Here is a 20,197-nt window from a genome sequence, read left to right on the forward strand (position 1 = left end):
CTCTCGGCGGTAGTCACTCGAGGCGGTGGTCACTCGTGCCGGTGGTCACTCGGGGCGGTGGTTTGCGCGCCAGAGGTGCATGCCGAGGTAACTGCGCCAGGGCGAGAGCTGCTCGGCGAACCGGGCGAGCTCGCGGCGGTCGGAGGGCAGCCCCAGCGCTGCGGCACCGGCCCTGATGGCGAGGTCGCCGTCGAGCAGAACGTCGGGAGCGCCGAGCACTCGCATCGCCACGTAGCCGGCGGTCCAGTCGCCGATTCCGGGCAGCGCCGTCAGATCTGCGGTGAGTTGCGCGTGCGACACTCCTACGTCGACAACGAGCTCGCCCGACGCCAAGGCCTCGGCGACGCGCATGATCGTATCGATGCGCCGTTTCGGCCCACGCAGCACCTCGCGACCACCCACCGCGATCTGCGCCGCCGTCGGAAACAGCGTCGTCACGCCCACGCCGTCTGCCCCGGTTGTAGTGCCAGGTCCGCGTTGCCTGGGGCTCGCGCCCACCCCAGCCATGTTGTCCGGAGCAGATTGGGCGCTCGATATACCAGGGCTTGAGCCCCCACCCGCGGCTGCAGCGTCAGCGGCCATCAGCTCGAGCGGGTCACCCAGCGCGGCCGCCAGCCTGCCCAGAACGGTTCGCGCGGCCTTTGTCGAGATCTGCTGGCCGATCAGGGCGCGAAAAACTATTTCGTGAGCATCCATTGCCCCCGGCAACCGGATGCCCGGCACCCGTTCGACGCTCTCACGCAGCTCGGCGCAGTCGCTCAGCGCTTCATCGATGCTCTGCGCATCGGCATCAAGATCGAAGAGTCGCCGCACCCGAGCAGCGAGCGTCGAGAGATCGGCGAGGTTCTGCAGCCGCGCCGTGCACACCACGCCGTCGTCACGCACGTCAACCGCGATGGTGGCCGCACCGTGGGGGAGCCGTAACCCGCGGCGGTACACACCCTCGCTGACGTCTTCGACCCCCGCAATGGCGCGATCGGCCAGGAACGCCATGACCCCCGCCCCGTCGAACGGCAGCCGCGCCGGCAGCGTCACCGTCACGAGACCGCCGGGCGTTCCCGCGCCCTCGGCCGTCTCTGCAACGGATTCAGATACGAACTGCGGCGCGAGGCGGTGTGCCCGCCGCGCCGCCTCCCGAAGTGCGGTGGGCGAGGTCTCGTACACCGCCGCGATCGTGTCGTTGAAGGCGCGCACGCTCGAGAATCCGCTCGCGAAAACCACCTGCGTCACCGGCAGCTCGGTGCTCTGCAGCAGAACCCGGGCGCTTTGCGCGCGGTGAGCCCGGGCGAGCGCCTGCGGGCCTGCTCCGAGCTCGGCGGTCAGTACCCGGGTGAGATGCCGCGGCGTGTATCCGAGCCGAAGCGCCAGACCCTCCACGCCCTCCCGATCAACCACTCCGTCTTCGATCAGCCGCATCGCCCGAGCCGAGAGGTCGTCGCGCAGATTCCACTCCGGCGAGCCCGGCACCGCGTCGGGAAAACACCGCTTGCACGCCCGCAGCCCGGCCTCATGCGCCGCGGCCGCCGTGAGATAGAAACTCACGTTCTGCGGGTGCGGAGTGCGCGCCGGGCAGCTCGGCCGGCAGTAGATTCCCGTGGTGTGAACGCCCGTGATGAACTGGCCGTCGAAACGGGCGTCTTTCGCCTTCATGGCACGGTAGCGCTGGTCGAACACGGGGTCGAAAGAACTGGTCACGCCTCTATTCTGCGGCACGGGCATCCGGTGCCCTAGCGAAAATCAGACACGGCTGCAGCATGCACAGCCGAGCACAAAATACAGCACAAACCACGGCACGAACCGCAGCACAACACGGCACAAACCAGGGTACTACACAGCACAACTCACCGCGCGACTCACGGCACCACCCACCGCGCGGCCCGCTTGGGCGAGCCGCCCGATCAGCGGGTAAGGTCTTTCGAAGTGACTATTCTGCCCTCATCCAAACCCCCGATCGGAACCAGTGCGGCCGAGCATCTCTCGCCGTCATTTCCCGAGCGTGCAGCCTGGGGAACCGCCGGAAAGCTCCGCGCCTGGCAATCAGAAGCCCTTACCGCCTATTTCGAACACGAACCACGCGATTTTCTCGCCGCGGCTACACCAGGCGCAGGTAAAACGACCTTCGCCCTGCGCCTCGCGGCCGAGTTGCTGGCCAGGGGAACGATCGACCGCATCACCGTAGTCGCCCCCACCGAGCACCTGAAAAAACAGTGGGCTGACGCGGCAGACCGGGCGGGCATCCGTCTCGACCCCATGTTCAAGAACAGCCACGGCCGCCACGCCCGCCACTACCACGGCGCTGCCGTCACCTACGCGCAGGTCGCAGTGCGAGCCGAACTGCACCGCGACATCACGCTGAGCGGCCGCACCCTGGTGATTCTCGACGAAGTGCACCACGGCGGCGACGCCCTCAGCTGGGGCGACGCCATACGTGAGGCGTTCGAGCCCGCCACCAGACGGTTGTCGCTCACCGGCACCCCATTTCGTTCAGATACCGCACCAATTCCCTTTGTGGCCTACCTGCCCGACGAACACGGCATCAGGCTCTCGCAGACCGACTACAACTACGGTTACGGCCGCGCGCTGGCCGACGGCGTTGTTCGACCCGTCATGTTCATGGTCTACGCCGGCCACATGCGCTGGCGCGACAGCGTGGGCGAAGAGATGGAGGCGCGCCTCGGCGAGGGCAACACCAAAGACATCACCTCGCAGGCCTGGCGCACCGCGCTCGACCCGAAGGGCGACTGGATTCCGTCGGTCTTGAAGGCCGCAGACCGCCGTCTGAGCGAGGTGCGGCATTCGATTCCGGATGCTGGTGGCCTCGTCATTGCGACCGACCACTACGCCGCCCGCGCGTACGCCGAATTGCTCGAGAACATTTCGGGTCAGCCTGTCACCGTGGTGCTCTCTGACGAGAAGGAGGCGAGCGACCGCATCGAAGAGTTCTCGAACTCGTCTCGCCGCTGGATGGTCGCCGTGCGCATGGTGTCTGAGGGCGTCGACATTCCGCGCCTTTCGGTGGGCGTCTACGCCACCTCGGCCGCCACCCCGCTCTATTTCGCGCAGGCCATCGGGCGTTTCGTGCGCGCCCGCCGCCGCGGCGAGACCGCCTCCATCTTCTTGCCGAACGTGCCGTCGCTGATGGCGCTCGCCGGCGCAATGGAGCTCGAACGCGACCACGCCCTCGACCGTCGCGAAACGGGCGACCCTGCCATCGACGGGTTCACCCCCGAAGAAGACATGATGGATGCCGCGAATCGCGAAGCCAAGGCATCAGACGCGTTGCAGCAAGAGTTCAGCTTCGAGGCGATTTCGTCGCACGCCACCTTCGACCGGGTGGTCTACGAGAACACCGAGTTCGGCGCCGAAGCCATCGTCGGCAGCGACGAAGAGCTCGACTTCATCGGCATTCCCGGCCTGCTCGAACCCGACCAGGTGCGCGAGCTGCTGCAGCACCGGCAGCAGCGGCAGGCCAAGCGCAAAACCGAGCCCGGGTACATCGCGCCGGTCGTCGAGACTCCGGATGCTGCGCCCGCAGCACCGCTGTACCGCACCCTCAAAGAGCAGCGCTCGCTGCTGAACAGCGTGGTGGGCATCTGGGCCAAGACCTCGGGCGAGCCGCACGGGCTGATCCACGCCGAATTGCGCCGCGTCTGCGGCGGCCCTGCGGTAGCACAGGCCAGCGTGACGCAACTTCAGGCCAGAATTGCAGTGGTACGTAAATGGATGGGCAGTCATTGAGCGAGGGAGCATCACCATGGACTATCTGAAACTCGGCGCAAGCGGCCTCGAGGTGTCGGCCATCACGCTCGGCTGCATGAGCTACGGTGTTGCAGACCGCGGCAATCACGAGTGGACTCTCGACGAAGAAACGTCACGCCCGTTCATCCGTAAGGCCCTCGAACTCGGAATCACTACGTTCGACACGGCCAACGTGTATTCAGACGGCACAAGCGAAGAGATCGTCGGCCGAGCGCTGGCCGACTTCGCCTCGCGCGAAGAGATCGTCATCGCTACGAAGGTGCACGGCCGCATGCGCCCAGGCCCCAACGGCGGCGGGCTCTCTCGGGTGCACATCATGAACCAGATCGATGCGAGCCTCAGCCGGCTCGGCACCGACTACGTCGACCTTTACCAAATTCACCGGTGGGATGACACGGTTGACATCGAAGAGACTATGGCAGCCTTGCATGACGTCGTGAAGGCAGGTAAAGCGCGTTACATCGGTGCATCATCCATGTTCGCCTGGCAGTTCGCGAAGGCCCAGTACACGGCCGATCTCAACGGCTTCACGCGTTTCGTCTCGATGCAAGACCACTACAACCTCATTCAGCGTGAAGAAGAGCGCGAAATGCACCCGTTCTGCGTCGACCAGGGGGTCGGAGTGCTGCCGTGGAGCCCGCTAGCGCGCGGCCGCCTCACTCGCCCGTGGGGCGAAAGCACTTTTCGCGACGACACCGACAACGTTTCGGCCCGCGTCTATGCCGGCACCGAAGACTCTGACCACGGGGTAGTGGATGCCGTCGGCCAGGTCGCGACGGCCCACGGCGTTTCCCGCGCCCAAGTAGCTCTCGCCTGGGTGCGGCAGCAGCCCGCGGTGACGTCGCCCATCGTGGGGGCTACGAAGCAGCAGCACCTCGACGATGCCGTAGCCTCGCTCGCCCTCACCCTCACCCCCGACGAACTCACCACCCTCGAGGCCCCCTACACTCCCCACACCCCCACCGGCTTCTAGCGGCCGGGGCCTCGAGCGGCCAGGGCTTCTAGCGGCCGGCGCTTCTAGTGGCCCGCGCTTTTAGCGGCCGGCGCTGCTAGCGATTACGGCTTCGGGTCGATGATGACGATGGGTATTTCGCGGTCGGTTTTGCGCTGGTAGTCGGCGTAGTCGGGGTTGATGTCGACCATTTTCTGCCAGAGGGCGGGCTTCTCCTCAGGCGTGGCCGTGCGTGCGACGCCGTAAAACGAGTGCGCGCCCACCTGCAGATAGACATCAGGGTTCGCCTCGAGGTTCAGATACCAAACAGGATGCTTCGGCGCGCCCCCCAGCGAAGCGACGATGATCTGGCGCCCCTCGTCTTCACCGTGGATGAGCGCTGTGCGCCGCCATACTCCCGTCTTGCGCCCCTTCGTCGTCAGCAGCAACAGCGGAGAACCGTGCCGAAACACCGGTTTCACCCCATCGGTCGCGACATACTCCGCGATCTGCTTCTTCACCCACTCCGACTCATTGTCGAGCGGATTCTCCGCACTAGACCCAGCTTCCCCAACAATCGCATCGCTCATACCTTCATCATCGCGTATTCATCCCCCAGTGAGCCCGTTGCGCCCATCTGAGCCCCCTCTACCGGCCTCAATACGCACTAACAGCCTCACCCCGAGCAAACTCATCCGCGCGAGCTTAACTCCTCCCACCCACCACAGCATCCGCACCCCTGCATCCGCACCCACCCACCACAGCATCCGCGCACCCCATTCGCTTAAACCGAAGAACCCCCCGGCCACAAGGCCGAGGGGTTCTTCAAACGAGCTTCATCATCCGGTTTGAATCGCAAAGCGATTCAAACGAGCCAGTATTACAGGCTGCGGATGTTCTCAGCCTGCGGGCCCTTCGGGCCCTGAGTTACGTCGAACTCAACACGCTGGTTCTCGTCGAGCGACTTGTAGCCGTTCGATGCGATTGCCGAGTAGTGAGCGAAAACGTCGGGGCTGCCATCTTCGGGGGCGATGAAGCCGAAGCCTTTTTCAGCGTTAAACCATTTGACGGTACCAATTGCCATGTTAAAACTCCTCCAGGAGCGTTCTATTTAGACCCCACTGTGGGGCCCTGATAGCGCGGTGCCTGTCATCCATCTTTCAAGCGCAATGGGCAACGGGGCTTGGCCGCGAGCATTCAGAACTGCGAGGCACAGCAACTTCACGTACAAGACTACCCCAAAAGAGAATGGGATCAGAGCCAAAGCTCTAATCCCATTTTTTTACTTGGTGTCCGAAAGGGGACTTGAACCCCTACGCCCATAACAGGCACTAGCACCTCAAGCTAGCGCGTCTACCATTTCCGCCACCCGGACAGGTGTTTTTGATTGCGGCTCACGCTGCAACAACAAGGTAAGACGATAGCACGGAACATCCGGTCGCTAAACGCACTCCGCCCAGGCGGCCTGCCGGTAGCGTGAAGTCATGACGTCGACTAGCGATTCTTCCCTTGACCGAACCGCGCGTATCACTCGCGACCTGATTCGGTTCGACACGAGCAACTACGGCGAGGGTAAGTCGAACGGCGAGACGATCGCCGCCGAGTATGTCGAAGCCGAGCTGAAGGCGCTGGGCTTGAAGCCGCAGCTGTTCGATTCGGCACCAACCCGCACCAGCGTCGTGACTCGTATCGAGGGCACGAACCCCGACGCCCCCGCGCTCGTGGTGCACGGCCACCTCGACGTGGTTCCCGCCATCGCCGACGACTGGTCGGTCGACCCCTTCGGCGGTGAGATTCGCGACGGCATGGTCTGGGGCCGCGGCGCTGTCGACATGAAGAACATGGATGCGATGATTCTCACCGCCCTCGGCGAGATACTCGGCAGCGGTCGCCAGCCCGCACGAGATCTCGTGGTGGCGTTCTTCGCCGACGAAGAGGCCGGGGGAGTGTTCGGTTCGCACTACCTCGTGCGCGAACATCCGGAGCTCTTCGACGGCGCCGCCGAAGCCATCAGCGAAGTGGGCGGTTATTCGATCGATCTCGAAGGAAAACGCGCCTATCTCGTACAAACCGGTGAGAAAGCTCTCATCTGGGTCAAACTCATTGCGCACGGCCGCGCGGGCCACGGGTCGCAGATCAACGCAGAGAACGCCATCACGCGTCTGGCCGGCGCAGTCGCCCGAATCGGCAGCCAAGAATGGCCCGTCAAGCTCACCAAAACCACCCGCCAGCTGCTGGATGCCGTGGCCGCAATTCTGGGCCGAGACCCGCAGCGCGTTTCGGCCGAAGAGCTGGCCATCGCCACAGGCACGGCGTCGAGGTTCATCTCCGCGACCCTGCGCACCACCACCAACCCCACCCTGCTTTCGGGCGGATACAAGGTGAACGTCATACCCGACCGGGCCGAGGCGATGATCGACGTGCGAGTGCTGCCCGGCGACGAAGTCGAGGTTCTGGCGCGAATTCGTGAGCTCGCCGGCCCCGACATCGAGCTCGAAATCATGCACGAAGATGTGGGTCTCGAGACCGATTTTCAGGGCCCGCTGGTCGACCAGATGATTTCGAGCCTCAACCGCTTCGACCCCGGAGCCGAGGTTCTGCCCTACCTCTTGTCGGCCGGCACCGACAACAAAGCACTCAGCCTGCTCGGCATCAAGGGCTACGGATTCGCCCCGCTTCAGCTGCCCGCAGACCTCGATTTTCCGGCGCTCTTCCATGGCGTTGACGAACGAGTGCCGCTCGACGCACTAGTCTTTGGCACAGATGTTCTGACCGATCTGCTGCTTCGCTACTGAAGCCGCGGGCCGCGCCGAAGCCCCTGACAGAGGCCGAAACAGCGGCTGAGCAGATCAGCCCACCGGTGCCCATGATGGCCGCCATCTTCTTGCAGGCTGCAGCCCCATGGCTTGCTGCCGAAGACCAGCCGTGCCCCGTCGGGCCCGACCGAAAGTGAGTTCATGGAGTTCTTTCAAGCCATCATCTTGGGCCTCGTTCAGGGCCTCACCGAGTTTCTGCCCATCTCGTCGAGCGCTCACATCAAGATCGTGGGCGAGCTCATCGGCACCGGCGGCGACCCGGGCGCCGCGTTCACCGCGATCATCCAACTCGGCACAGAAGCCGCCGTGCTGGTGTTCTTCTGGCGCGACGTCGTGCGAATCGTGTCGAAGTGGGCTCGTTCACTCGTGGGCCGGGTGCCGCGCGACGACCCCGATGCGCGCATGGGCTGGCTCATCATCATCGGCAGCATTCCCATCATCGTGCTGGGGCTGCTCTTTCAAGACCAGATCGAGACCGTGCTCCGTTCGCTCTGGATCGTCGTGGGCACGCTCATCGTCTTCGGCATTCTGCTCTTCATCGCCGACCACGTCGGCGCGCAGAAACGCCGCCTGAAAGACCTGACCTACCCGCACGGCATCATCTACGGCTTCGCGCAGGCCCTCGCGCTCATCCCGGGTGTCTCACGTTCGGGTGGAACGATCACCGCCGGGCTCTTCATGGGTTACGAACGTAAGGCCGCAGCGCGGTACTCCTTCTTGCTCGCCATGCCCGCCGTCTTCGGCAGCGGGCTCTTTCAGGTCTACAAGTCGATCAAAGACCCCTGTACGGCCGCGCTTGCGTCGTCGACCGGATGCACGCCCGAGATCTTCAACGCGGCCGACACCGCCGTGGCCACCGTCGTCTCCTTCGCCGTGGGCCTGGTGGTCATCGCGTTCTTCATGAACTACATCTCGCGGCACAGCTTCACCCCCTTCGTCATCTACCGCCTAGCGCTCGGCGTGGTGCTGGCGGTCTTGCTGCTGACGAACACCATCGCGGCCTAGCCCTCAGGGTTTTCGCGATTAGAGTTCACTAGTGCATTCCTGGCGTTCACCCGACGTTCCCACTCTTCCAGGCGTTGGCAGCGAACCTCGTCTGTTCAATCAGGCCACGGGGCAGATCGAGCAGACGGCGGTCGGGGCGGATGCCCGTGCCGGCCTCTATGTCTGCGGCATCACCCCCTACGACGCCACGCATCTCGGTCACGCCTCGACGTATCTCGCATTCGACACCCTCAACCGGCTCTGGCTCGACGCGGGGTTCACTCTGAACTACGCGCAGAACATCACCGACATCGACGACCCGCTGCTCGAGCGCGCGGCGGCCACCGGGGTCGACTGGCGTGAGCTCGCTGCGTCGCAGATCGAGCTCTTTCGCGGTGACATGCAGGCGCTGCGCATCCTCGCTCCGCAGAACTACGTGGCGGTGACTGAGGTCATCGACGAGATCGCCGCAGCCGTTGCCGAGCTGCTGCACCTCGGCTTCGCGTACACCGTGCCCACGCCCGACGCCTCGAACCCCGGCGACAGCGACGTCTACTTCGATGCCGCGCGCGCCGCCGCCGACACGAGCTGGCACCTCGGTTTCGAGAGCCGCTACGACCGCGACACCATGCTCGAGGTGTTCGCCCAGCGCGGGGGAGACCCCGAGCGGCCCGGCAAGCACGACGCCCTCGATCCGCTGCTCTGGCGGGTGGCGAGGGCCGGCGAGCCGAGTTGGCCCACTGACGGCGCAGCCGACCTCGACGACGAGGCGACAGCGGCGGCGGCGGCGGCGGCGGCCTCAGCCAACTCGTCGAACCGGCCCGTGAGCAGTTCAGCTGACGTCGGCGTCACGGCCGCGACCGGCACGCTGGGCTGGCCCGCGGGCATCGGCGCCGGGCGCCCCGGCTGGCACATCGAATGCTCGGTCATCGCGCTGCAACACCTCGGCACCGACTTCGCCGTTCAGGGCGGTGGCAGCGACCTCATCTTTCCGCACCACGAGTTCAGTGCCGCGCACGCGACGGCGTTGACCGGTGAGCCTTTTGCGGGCATCCACGCGCACACCGGAATGGTGGCCTATCAGGGCGAGAAGATGAGCAAGTCGCTCGGCAACCTCGTGCTGGTCTCGCGTTTGACCGCCGCGGGGGTGGATGCTCGGGTGATTCGACTCGCGCTGCTGGCGCACCACTACCGCAGTGATTGGGAGTACTCCGAGGCCGACCTCGAGCGGGCATCCACTCGCCTCACGGCCTACACGAAAGCGTCACGCACCGAACTCGATGACGCCGAAGCCGTCACCCTGCTGGGCCGCCTGCGCGAGCGTCTCGCCGACGACCTCGACACCCCGGCCGCGCTCGACGAGCTCGACGCGTGGTTCGCCGCGCGCCCGCTCACCCCCCTCGTCGAAGGCGCCCTCGACGCCTTGCTCGGAATCCGCCTCTCCTAAGCGCCCGCGATCACAAAAACTGACCCAAAATCGCGGATTTGGGTAGGTTTTTGTGATCGCGGAGAGGGGGGCGCCAGGGGCGAGGGTCAGGGGCGCCAGGGCTCGGAGCCGCCCGTGGCGGGGGGAGTGCCGCCATCGCGTTTGCGCAGGTAGCGCTCGAACTCTTGGGCGATGGCCTCGCCGCTCGCCTCGGGCGAGTCGACGGTGTCGCGCGCCTGTTCGAGCTGCTGAATGTACGACGCCATCTCGTCGTCTTCGCCGGCCAGGGTGTTGATGCCCGTCTCCCACGCCTCGGCCTCTTCGACCAGATCGCCGCGCGGCACGTCGACCGAGATGAGGCCCTCGAGCTTCTCGATGAGTGCCAAGGTCGCCTTGGGCGATGGCGCATTGTGCACGTAGTGCGGCACCGCGGCCCACAGTGTGACGGTGGGGATGCCCGCCTGCTCGGCCGCATCGGCGAGCACACTCAGGATGCCCACCGGCCCTTCGTACGTGCTGCGTTCGATCTCGAGTTCAGAGCGAACCGCTTGGTTCTCGCTCGAAGAAGAGACGCTGATGGGCCGGGTGTGCGGAACGTCGGCGAGCATCGCCCCGAGAAACACGATCCCCGAGATCCCGGCATCGACGGCCACGTTCAGAACCTCGCTGGTGAACGTCTTCCAGCCGCGAGAGGGCTCAGTGCCGAGCAGCAAGAAGATGTTGCTCGGGGAGGCGGGGACGCCGGGGGTGCCGGCCTCGCCCGCGGTGCCGGCCTCGCCGGAGTCAACCGAACTACTAGAGCCCGCAGGGTCGCTGCCCGAGTCGCTACCCGCCAGGGCGCCGCCCAGCTGCTCGTTCGCGGGCCCGAATATCTCGGCCGTCGGCCAGATCAGAATGCGCTGACCGTCGTCATCGAACTCGCTCGTGGGGCGATTGAATTGATAGTCGAAATAGTCTTCAGAGTCGATCTCGGCGATGCTCACCAGATCGAGTTGGTCTTTCACCATGCGCACCGCGCCGGTCGCCGCTTCCCCCGCGTCGTTCCAGCCCTCGAACGCCACAACCATCAGTTTGCCGTTCAAGAACTGTGCGCTGCCTCGCGCGCTGTTGCCTTGCGCTTCGTTGCCGTCTACCACCGTTTTATTTGACCTAGCCCTTGCCGTTTCGAACCTTCGCGAATGGGGATTGTTCAAGGATAGGCCGTCGAGCCTTCGGGGGTACTGGCAGTGCCGGTAGGCTGGCATCCCGTGACCGAACTGTATCCTGCCGCCGTACTTTGGGACTTAGACGGCACGCTCGTCGACACTGAGCCGTATTGGATGAGCGCGCAGACCGCCCTCATCGAGTCATATGGCGGCACCTGGAGCCACGAAGAAGCGCTCGATCTCGTCGGTTCAGGCCTCTGGCGCACCGCACAGACGATGCAGCGTCATGGCGTCGCGATGAGCGAAGACGCCATCGTCTCGCTGCTCAGCGACCAGGTGATGCAGCAGATCAGCGTAAAGGTGCCATGGCGGCCGGGGGCCAGGGAGCTTCTGCGCGCGATTCGTGAGGCGGGCATCCCCACCGCCCTCGTGACCATGTCGATCGGGCGGATGGCCGAACATGTGCGGTCGTTCATCGACTTCGACGCGTTCGACGTTGTCGTTTCGGGCGATTCGGTCACCAACGCGAAGCCGAACCCCGAGGCGTACCTGCTGGCCGCCGCAACGCTCGGTGTCGACCCCAGGCAGTGCGTCGCCATCGAAGACTCGACCACGGGCGTGGCCTCGGCCGCAGCGGCGGGCGTCGTGACCATCGGTGTGCCGCACATGCTCTCGCTCGCCGACAGCCCCGCCGATGCGCTCTGGCCGACGCTCGACGGCCGCGGTGTGGCCGATCTGGTGGCGACCTTCGGCGAGTTCGCCGCGCAGCACGCCACTCGCGCACGGCTCTCGGTCGAGGATGCCCTGTCGAGCGCCGCCGCGAGTGCCGACCCGATGGCAGCAGCAGTCGGCGCCACCGCGATCGCGACGGCAGTGTCCACCGCGGCAGCAGCCACACCCGCAACCACAGAAAGTGCCACCTCATGACTGCCCAGTTCAGCGGCCCGTTCCGCGCGGGAGACCGCGTGCAACTTACCGGGCCCAAAGGCAAGCTCAACAGCATCAGCCTCGAGGCTGGCGCCGTCTTTCACACCCACCACGGCTGGATCGAGCACGATTCGCTCATCGGGCAGCCCGACGGCACCGTCGTGGCGAACTCGGTGGGCGTCGAATACCTCGCCCTGCGCCCGCTGCTCACCGATTTCGTCATGGCCATGCCCCGCGGCGCCGCCATCATCTACCCCAAAGACGCCGCGCAGATTCTCGCGCAGGCCGACGTCTTTCCCGGCGCAACCGTGGTCGAGGCCGGCGTCGGTTCGGGCGCGCTCTCGCTCTGGCTGCTGCGCGCACTCGGCGCCGAGGGCCGCCTCTCGTCGTTCGAACGCCGTGATGAGTTCGCCGACATCGCCCGCGAGAACGTGGCCTCGTTTCTGGGCTACGACCCGTCGAACTGGAGCGTGACGGTCGGCGACCTTGCTGAGGCGCTGCCGAGCATCCACCCTGACCACACCGTCGACCGCGTGATTCTCGACATGCTCGCGCCGTGGGAGTGCATCGAGGCGACGGCGGCGGCACTCAAGCCTGGCGGCGTGGTGCTCTGCTACGTCGCCACCGTCACTCAGCTCTCGCGGGTCACCGAGACCATTCGCAGCACAGGCCTCTTCACTAACCCCGACCCGAGCGAGACCATGGTGCGCACCTGGCACGTCGAGGGCCTCGCGGTTCGCCCCGACCACCGGATGATCGGGCACACCGGCTTCTTGGTGACCTCGCGCAGGCTCGCCCCCGGTGCCGTGCTGCCCGAGTTGAAGCGTCGCGCCTCGAAGTCGGAGTACTCCGACGACGACGTCGAGGCTTGGACTCCCGGAGCCCTCGGCGAACGCGGCATCAGCCCGAAGAGCTTGCGCAAGCGCGTGCGGCAGGCCGGCGCCAGTGCATCTGTGGCTCGACAGCGTGAAGCGGCCGAGCTTTCAGAAACTGATCAATTAGAATAAGCGCGCTCGATTCGTCGAACGCTTCATCGAGCCCTGAAAACTTTTGTGAAATGAGGATCCGTGCGTAAGTTTGTCGCGCTCACCGTGGCCGCAGGCCTGCTCGTCGCCTTGGCCGGCTGCAGTTCGTCGTCAGACTCAGCCGCCGGATGCACGCCTCAAGCCACCGCGGGGCCGGCCTCGAACCTCGTGACCGCCACCGGCGACTTCGGTACCGCACCGACCGTCTCGTTTTACACTCCGCTCGATGTCACTGGGCCCCAGGTCACGACGCTGATCAAGGGCACGGGCGCCACCGTAGGCGAGGGCGACTACATTCTCGGCGAGTACACCTTCGTCGACGGCGCCACTGGCCAGGTGCAGCAGAAGTCCTCGTACAACGGCTCAGACTCCGCCGGCTTCGTCGTCGGCAAGCTCGACGCGCTGCCTGCCCTCGACGCTGGGGTGCGGTGCGCTACGGTCGGGTCGCGGCTCGCCATCACGATGCCCCCGGTCGCCGCCAGCGACAGCAGCGCAGGCAGCGCCGACTCTGTGGTCGCCGTGTTCGACGTCATCGGCTCGTTCCCGGCTCGCGCCGACGGCGCGACCCAGCCTGCTCAGGCCGGCTTCCCGAGCGTCGCTCTCGGCCCCGACGGCCGACCCGGCATCACCATTCCTTCTGGCGCGGTTCCCACCGATCTCAAGACGGCCGTACTGAAAAAGGGTAACGGCGCGGTTGTCGCCGAAGGCGACCACGTTGTCGTCAAGTACACCGCCGTGGTGTGGGCAGACAAGTCGGTCGCGAAGACCACGTGGGATGACGGGGTGCCCGTCGTGGCAACCGCTTCAGCTACACAGCCGCTGTCGACCACCGTCGTTCCGGCGCTCGTCGGCCAAACCGTCGGGTCGCAGTACATCACGGTCGTTCCGCCGAGCGCCGGGTACGGCTCCACGGCGTCGACAGACCCTGCTGTTCCGGCCAATTCGACTCTCATCTATGTGGTCGACGTTCTCGGCACAGTGCAGGCGACTCCGTCTCAGTAACGGTCGCAGAGCTACGGCGCGGGGCTGAGCGGCGCAAACCGGCACCAACGGGTTGGCGCCGCGCGGGCATCCACTCTGCCCAGAGCGCAATCGCGCCGTTCTGAGCGCCCAGCGCCATAGAATTCTGTGGTGACTACTGAGAGCTCGGGGGCGGCGCCGGTTGCCGTTGAAGAGCGGCTGTTCAGCCTCGTGCTGGCGCTGCTCGCCAGCGAAGCGGGGTTGACGAAGAATGAGATTCTGTCGACCGTTCAGGGGTACCGTCAGAAGTACGTCTTCGGCGGCGACAACGCGAGCCTCGAGCGTCAGTTCGAACGCGACAAAGACGACATTCGTGAGCTCGGCGTGCCACTCGAGACCATCGAGCCGCTCGACGAAGCGGGCAGCAATCACCACCTGCGCTATCGCATTCCTAAAGGCGCATATGACCTGCCGGCCGACATCTCGTTCTCGTCAGACGAGATCGCGCTGCTGAATCTCGCCGCTCTCGCCTGGCGTGAGGGTTCGCTCTCTCGCGAGTCGCGGCACGCGCTGCTGAAGCTGCAGTCGCTCGGCGTCGATTCCATCGAACCCGTGCTCGGCTATGCCCCGCGCATTCGCACCCGTGAGGCCGCTTTCGACCCGCTGACCGACGCGTTGGCACGACGGGTTCTAGTGCGGTTCGCCTACCTCAAACCGGGTGACCTCTCGCCGCGTGAACGTACGGTCGCGCCGCTCTCGGTGGTGCAACACGAAGGCCGGTGGCACGTTCGGGGCATCGACCAGAACGTCAACGAGCCACGCACCTTTCTTCTGTCACGCATTATCGGGCCCGTGACTCGAACCCGAATCTCGTTCGAGAGCACCGACGACCAGTCGGCCGAGACGGCACTCGCTCAACTCGACGAGATCTGGCAGCGCAACCGAGCGGAGGTCGACGTGCGTGCGAACTCCGACGCCGAAACCCGACTTCTGAAACGCCGTGGCAGCATACGAGCCGCGGATGCCCGGCTCACCCTGCACTTCACCGACCTGCACCTCTTGGCTGACGAACTCGCCGGTTTCGGGCCCGAAGTTTTCGTGGTTTCGCCGCCCGAGCTTCGTGACGCCGTGCGCAAGCGTCTCGAACTGACGGTGGCGACCCACCTGACACCAACGCCGGGTCGGCAGACCGGGCGCGATGAACCTCACGAGCGAAAGGAGCAGTCGAATGCCGAAGAACCCGCCTAACACCACCTCGTTCGTTCACGCGCAAGACAAACTCGCGTTTCTGCTCTCGCTCGTTCCGTACCTGCTCGACCGCGATCGCGTCTCGGTCGGCGAGGTTGCCAGTCACTTTCAGGTGAGCGAAGAGCAAGTGCGTGAAGCCGTGCGCCTCATCGCGGTCTCGGGTGTGCCCGGTGAAACGGCCCAATACCAGCATGGCGACCTCTTCGACATCGCGTGGGACGACTTCGAAGAAAGCGACGAGATTCAGATCACCCATCGGGTCGCACTCGATGATTCGCCGCGGTTCTCGGCGCGCGAAGCGGCCGCGCTGATCGCCGGCCTGCAGTACCTTCAAGCACTGCCGGAGTCGCTCGATAGCTCAGTGCTCTCGGGGTTGATGGCGAAGTTGGCTCGCGGGGCATCCGAAGCCCCCAGTCAAGTGGCGGTGGCTCGAGCGGCGCCGAGTGAGAGTCTTCTCACCATTCGATCTGCCGTTGAGCGAGGCACCCAGATCGAGTTCGACTACGTGAGCTCTCGCGGCGACCGCGAGCACCGCGTGGTCGACCCGCTGCGTATCGACTCGAACAACGAAGACTGGTATCTGCGCGGCTGGTGCCACACCAGGCAGGGTATTCGCACGTTCAGACTCGATCGCATGGCAGACCTCACGCAGACGGATGCTCCCAACACGTACAGCCCGGGCGACCTGTCACTGCCCGACACCCTGTTCGACGGCTCGGGTGAGACGCAGGGCGTGGTGCTCGAGGTTCTGCCCGCCGCGGTGGGGCTGCTGGGGGAGTACCTCGCCGAGGGCGAACCGCAGATCTCGCTCGGTGCGCTGACCCAGGTCACCGTTCGCGTGGCGCATATTCACGGGCTGAAGCGCCTCGTCGCCAGCCTGCCCGGGGTCGTTCGCGTGGTCGACCCGCCTGAGGCGCGGCTGGCCGTGCACGACTGGGCGGCCGCGGCCCTCGACGCGTACGCCGCCAACGGCGAAGACCCAGCTGGCTCCGCCGCGGCGGGCCGGCCAGACCCCGCGTAGACTCGCCGTATGCAGTGGTGGGTGTGGGTGATTATTTGGGTGGGGTTGGTGCTCTGCCTCTTCGGTATGCTCGCCTTTTTCGGCTACCGCCTCTTTCACAAGGCCATGGCCACGCTGGCCGACCTCGCCACGTTGGGCGACCAGGTCGCCAAAATTAACGACAACGTAACAGCGCTAGACGCCGACCTCGCGCTACCCGACGCTATTCTGGAGGGGTACCCCGCGGTCTCCCGCGCACGCGATGCCTACCGGCAGCGCAGGGAAGATCGCAAGCAAGTTCGCAGAGAGAAACTACTCCTTCGGGGTAAACTGCTCATACGAACCGATTACAGACAAAGGACGTGGCCTCATGCTCGGTAACCTTCAGGGATGGCACCTGATTGTCATTCTCGCGATCGTGTTGCTTCTCTTCGGTGCTCCGAAACTCCCCGGCCTCGCCCGCAGCGTCGGCCAGTCGATGCGCATCTTCAAGAGCGAAGTCAAGACCATGAAGAGCGACGACCCGGCCGCAACGGCCGAGAACGCGTCGACCATTGCCGACCCGGCTCCGCTGGCTACTCCGGCCACCGTCGTCGCTTCGCCGGCACCGACCGCTCAGGCTCAGCCGGTTCAGGCCGCCCCCGCAACGGCAACCCTCAACGGCGTTCCGGTCGACACGCAGCCTAAAGCGTAAGGCCGCAGGGTCTTCAGCCGGTGGCTATAGCGCCTAAAACCCGGCCAAAGAAGAGTGCAAACCGTGACGGCAGAATGTCGCTCGGCGAGCACCTGGTCGAGTTTCGCAAACGTATATTCCGAGCTATCCTGGGCATCGCCATCGGGTCGGTCATCGGCTGGCTGATCTCCGATCAGGTTCTGGTGGCGCTGAGCGCGCCAGTGAGCGCCATCACCGACTCGCAAGGTCGGGTGGCGTCGCTCAACTTCACCGACATCTCTGAGGCGTTCGATCTGCGTTTGCAGATCGCGATCACGGTGGGTGTCGTCATCTCGTCGCCGATTTGGCTCTACCAGATCTGGGCGTTCTTGGTGCCCGGGCTGACCCGAAAAGAGAAGCAGTACGGGGTCGGGTTCGTTCTGACGAGCATCCCGCTGTTTCTCGCCGGCTGCGCCGCCGGATGGTATGTCTTGCCGCACATGGTGTCACTGCTGACGGGCTTCGCGCCCTCGGGCACCACCGCCATCATCAGCGCCCAAACGTATTACTCGTTCGTGCTGAAACTCGTCATAGCCATCGGCATAGCGTTCGTGATGCCGGTGTTACTGGTGCTGCTGAATTTCGCCGGCATTCTGAGCGCGAAGGCCATTCTGAAGTCGTGGCGCATCGCGGTGCTGGTGATCATCTTGTTCACCGCCATCGCAACGCCGGCGGCAGACGTGTTCTCGATGTTCTTGCTGGCCATTCCGATGATCGTGCTCTTCTACTCGGCAGCCCTCATCGCGACCGTTCACGACCGTCGCAAAGCGAAGAGACAGGAAAAGTTCGACGCCGAACTGGTCGTTCCGTAATGACCCTTTCTCCGGCTGAGCGTTATGCGCTCAGTAAGAAGCGAGCGAACAACCCCATCGTCGACGACTTTCGGCAAGGCCTGAAGTTCGACCTCGACCCGTTTCAGATCGAGGCCTGCCGACTGCTCGAGGCGGGTAACAGCGTGCTTGTGGCCGCGCCCACCGGTGCAGGCAAGACCATCGTGGCCGAGTTCGCAGTCTTCATGGCCATGCAGCAACGCTCGGCCAAAGTGTTCTACACCGCGCCCATCAAAGCTCTCAGCAACCAGAAGTTTCAAGAGTTCGTGGCTGAATACGGTCCCGACGAGGTGGGTCTGCTCACCGGCGACACCAACATCAATCCCACCGCGCGCATTGTGGTCATGACCACTGAAGTTCTGCGCAACATGCTCTATGCCGGGTCAGATCTGCTCACGAATCTCGCGTTCGTCGTGATGGACGAGGTGCACTACCTCGCAGACCGGTTTAGGGGCGCGGTGTGGGAAGAGGTGATCATCCACCTGCCCGCATCGGTTCGCATGGTCTCACTGAGCGCCACCGTGTCGAACGCAGAAGAGTTCGGTGACTGGCTGCAAGCCGTTCGCGGCGACACCGAAGTAATCGTGTCTGAAGACCGGCCCGTTCCGCTCGACCAGCACATGCTCGTTCGGCACAAGCTGCTCGATCTCTTCGACGGCACCGGGCAGGCACTCTCGAGCCGGGTCAACCCCGAGCTGATGCGCGTCGCACGTTCGTCGGGTGCGCCCACCTCACGCAATCGCAACGATCAGCGTGGGCGCAGCGGCAAGGCCCGGTATCGCCCGCAGTACAGCGAAAGCGCGCGAATGGATCGCGCCGAGATAACCGACCTGCTCGACGAGCACAACTTGCTGCCGGCCATCTTCTTCATCTTCAGCCGCAAGGGTTGCGACCAAGCCGTGAAGCAGGTGCTTCGGGCTGGCGTGCGACTCACGACGGCCGAAGAGCGTGACGAGATTCGGGCGATCGTGGATGATCGGTGCCGCACCCTGCTCGACGAAGACCTCGCGGTTCTCGGCTATTGGGAGTGGCTTGAAGGGCTTGAACGCGGTGTTGCGGCCCACCACGCCGGGCTTTTGCCCGCCTTCAAAGAGGTCGTCGAAGAACTTTTTCAGAAGAGACTGGTTCGCGTGGTGTTCGCGACCGAGACTCTTGCCCTCGGCATCAACATGCCCGCGCGCACGGTGGTTCTCGAGAGCCTCGAGAAGTACAACGGTGAGGGCCGGGTGCCCATCACGCCGGGGGAATACACCCAGCTCACCGGCCGCGCGGGTCGACGCGGAATCGACGTTGAGGGCCACTCAGTCATTCAGTGGCGCGACGGGGTCGACCCGCAATCGGTCGCCTCTCTCGCCTCTCGACGCACCTACCCGCTGAACTCGAGCTTCAGGCCCACCTACAACATGGCCGTGAACCTCATCGACCAGTTCGGCCGCGCACGTACCCGCGACTCTCTCGAGTTGTCGTTCGCCCAGTTTCAGGCCGACCGGGCGGTGGTCGACCTGGCCCGCAAGGTGCGCCAGCAAGAAGAGACGCTCGCGGGTTACGAAAAGGCCATGACCTGCCATCTCGGCGATTTCAGTGAGTACGCCGCGCTGCGCCGCGAACTCAGCGACGTCGAGCGTTCGGGAGCCGGCCGGGCCGACACCCAAACGCGCGCCGAGCGAGACAGCCGGCAGAAGAAGATCACCGAGTTGCGCCGCCGCATGAAGGCTCACCCCGTGTCGAACTGCCCCGATCGCGAGCACCACGCCCGCTGGGCCGAGCGCTGGTACCGCCTCAAACGCGAGACCGATCACCTGCTCGCGCAGATCAACACCCGCACGGGAGCCATCGCGAAGGTGTTCGACCGCATCACCGAGGTGCTGCTGCAACTCGAGTACCTTCGCGAAGACGCCGAAGGCGAGCTGACTCTCACCGACACGGGCAAGAACCTCAAACGCATCTACGGCGAGCGTGACCTTCTGGTGGCGGAGTGCATCCGCCGGGGAGTCTGGGCGAACCTCGACCCGGCTGGCCTTGCCGCCATGGCGTGTTCGCTGGTCTACGAACCTCGGCGTGACGAGAGCGAGATTCCCGAGCGGTTCTTGCCGCGCGGCGCCTTTCGCGGTGCCCTCGAGAAGACGAACGAACTCTGGCATGACCTGCAAGAACTCGAGACCCGGCATCGGCTGCCTGGTTCGTCGCCCATCTCGGTGGGTTTGGCCAAGCCCATGAACGAGTGGGCTCGCGGCGCGAGCCTCGACACGGTGCTCTTCGACGCTGACCTCGCGGCCGGCGACTTCGTGCGCTGGACCAAGCAGACCATCGACCTGCTCGACCAATTGCAGAACCTGCCCGACGTGAAGGTCGCGACCACCGCCCGCCTCGCTCTCGACCTGGTCAAACGCGGAATCGTCGCGTACTCCTCGGTATCGTGAGACTCCCAGCCAAA

At 65.0% G+C, this 20,197-nt stretch carries 18 protein-coding genes and 1 tRNA gene; 14 read left to right on the top strand and 5 right to left on the bottom strand.

Annotation, left to right across the window (positions count from 1 at the left end):
* Positions 1–45: 45 nt before the first annotated feature.
* Complete coding sequence (locus tag IEX24_RS13540) at positions 46–1,695, bottom strand: DNA-3-methyladenine glycosylase 2 family protein (protein WP_229715315.1); 1,650 nt, start codon at positions 1,693–1,695, stop codon at positions 46–48.
* Between the two features lie 225 nt (positions 1,696–1,920).
* On the opposite strand from IEX24_RS13540, the gene IEX24_RS13545 reads away from it, so the two are divergent.
* Together IEX24_RS13545 and IEX24_RS13550 are read left to right on the top strand one after the other, a co-directional pair.
* Positions 1,921–3,738: a DEAD/DEAH box helicase gene (locus IEX24_RS13545; protein WP_188679146.1), complete on the top strand. Its 1,818-nt coding sequence runs from the start codon at positions 1,921–1,923 to the stop codon at positions 3,736–3,738.
* 16 nt (positions 3,739–3,754) lie between these two features.
* The gene (locus tag IEX24_RS13550) at positions 3,755–4,732 is read left to right on the top strand and encodes an aldo/keto reductase (RefSeq protein ID WP_188679147.1); all 978 of its coding nucleotides are present in this window, start codon (positions 3,755–3,757) and stop codon (positions 4,730–4,732) included.
* Positions 4,733–4,815: 83 nt separating this feature from the next.
* Here IEX24_RS13550 and IEX24_RS13555 read toward each other — a convergent pair whose 3' ends face one another.
* The 3 genes from IEX24_RS13555 to IEX24_RS13565 form a co-directional block, all read right to left on the bottom strand.
* Positions 4,816–5,280: a nitroreductase family deazaflavin-dependent oxidoreductase gene (locus IEX24_RS13555; protein WP_188679148.1), complete on the bottom strand. Its 465-nt coding sequence runs from the start codon at positions 5,278–5,280 to the stop codon at positions 4,816–4,818.
* A gap of 290 nt (positions 5,281–5,570) precedes the next feature.
* A complete protein-coding gene (locus IEX24_RS13560) occupies positions 5,571–5,774 on the bottom strand; it encodes a cold-shock protein (protein ID WP_104243768.1) in 204 nt (67 codons plus the stop codon).
* 203 nt (positions 5,775–5,977) lie between these two features.
* Positions 5,978–6,065, bottom strand: a tRNA-Leu gene (locus tag IEX24_RS13565).
* A gap of 109 nt (positions 6,066–6,174) precedes the next feature.
* Between IEX24_RS13565 and IEX24_RS13570 the strand changes: the two genes are divergently transcribed.
* From IEX24_RS13570 to IEX24_RS13580, 3 genes are all read left to right on the top strand, one after another.
* Positions 6,175–7,485, top strand: a complete 1,311-nt coding sequence (locus tag IEX24_RS13570; RefSeq protein WP_188679149.1) for a M20/M25/M40 family metallo-hydrolase — start codon at positions 6,175–6,177, stop codon at positions 7,483–7,485.
* Between the two features lie 162 nt (positions 7,486–7,647).
* On the top strand, positions 7,648–8,511 hold the full coding sequence (locus IEX24_RS13575; RefSeq protein ID WP_188679150.1) for an undecaprenyl-diphosphate phosphatase: 864 nt from the start codon (positions 7,648–7,650) through the stop codon (positions 8,509–8,511).
* A 31-nt stretch (positions 8,512–8,542) separates the two neighbouring features.
* On the top strand, positions 8,543–9,937 hold the full coding sequence (locus IEX24_RS13580) for a class I tRNA ligase family protein (protein WP_188679151.1): 1,395 nt from the start codon (positions 8,543–8,545) through the stop codon (positions 9,935–9,937).
* An 86-nt stretch (positions 9,938–10,023) separates the two neighbouring features.
* On the opposite strand, the gene IEX24_RS13585 is transcribed toward IEX24_RS13580, so the two are convergent.
* Entirely contained in the window at positions 10,024–10,983 is a 960-nt protein-coding gene (locus IEX24_RS13585) for a PAC2 family protein (RefSeq protein ID WP_188679640.1), read from the bottom strand.
* Between the two features lie 180 nt (positions 10,984–11,163).
* Here IEX24_RS13585 and IEX24_RS13590 point away from each other — a divergent pair, with 180 nt between their 5' ends.
* The 9 genes from IEX24_RS13590 to IEX24_RS13630 all read left to right on the top strand — a co-directional run bounded on the left by IEX24_RS13590 (position 11,164) and on the right by IEX24_RS13630 (position 20,183).
* Positions 11,164–11,988, top strand: coding sequence for an HAD family hydrolase (locus IEX24_RS13590; RefSeq protein ID WP_188679152.1), 825 nt, complete (start codon positions 11,164–11,166; stop codon positions 11,986–11,988).
* A complete protein-coding gene (locus IEX24_RS13595; protein ID WP_188679153.1) occupies positions 11,985–12,995 on the top strand; it encodes a tRNA (adenine-N1)-methyltransferase in 1,011 nt (336 codons plus the stop codon). Before IEX24_RS13590 ends, IEX24_RS13595 begins: the two co-directional genes overlap by 4 nt.
* A 60-nt stretch (positions 12,996–13,055) precedes the next feature.
* Positions 13,056–14,015: an FKBP-type peptidyl-prolyl cis-trans isomerase gene (locus tag IEX24_RS13600; protein WP_188679154.1), complete on the top strand. Its 960-nt coding sequence runs from the start codon at positions 13,056–13,058 to the stop codon at positions 14,013–14,015.
* A 129-nt stretch (positions 14,016–14,144) separates the two neighbouring features.
* Complete coding sequence (locus IEX24_RS13605) at positions 14,145–15,221, top strand: helix-turn-helix transcriptional regulator (RefSeq protein WP_188679155.1); 1,077 nt, start codon at positions 14,145–14,147, stop codon at positions 15,219–15,221.
* Positions 15,202–16,242, top strand: a complete 1,041-nt coding sequence (locus tag IEX24_RS13610) for a helix-turn-helix transcriptional regulator (protein ID WP_188679156.1) — start codon at positions 15,202–15,204, stop codon at positions 16,240–16,242. Before IEX24_RS13605 ends, IEX24_RS13610 begins: the two co-directional genes overlap by 20 nt.
* Before the next feature lie 9 nt (positions 16,243–16,251).
* The gene (locus IEX24_RS13615; RefSeq protein ID WP_188679157.1) at positions 16,252–16,602 is read left to right on the top strand and encodes a hypothetical protein; all 351 of its coding nucleotides are present in this window, start codon (positions 16,252–16,254) and stop codon (positions 16,600–16,602) included.
* Entirely contained in the window at positions 16,592–16,915 is a 324-nt protein-coding gene (tatA, locus tag IEX24_RS13620; RefSeq protein ID WP_188679158.1) for a Sec-independent protein translocase subunit TatA, read from the top strand. The genes IEX24_RS13615 and tatA overlap by 11 nt, the downstream gene beginning before the upstream one ends.
* Positions 16,916–16,989: 74 nt before the next feature.
* Entirely contained in the window at positions 16,990–17,745 is a 756-nt protein-coding gene (gene tatC, locus IEX24_RS13625; protein WP_188679159.1) for a twin-arginine translocase subunit TatC, read from the top strand.
* Entirely contained in the window at positions 17,745–20,183 is a 2,439-nt protein-coding gene (locus IEX24_RS13630) for a DEAD/DEAH box helicase (protein WP_188679160.1), read from the top strand. The genes tatC and IEX24_RS13630 overlap by 1 nt, the downstream gene beginning before the upstream one ends.
* Positions 20,184–20,197 lie beyond the last annotated feature (14 nt).

Source organism: Subtercola lobariae, from assembly GCF_014640255.1.
In the GTDB taxonomy this organism is placed as follows: Bacteria; Actinomycetota; Actinomycetes; order Actinomycetales; family Microbacteriaceae; genus Subtercola; species Subtercola lobariae.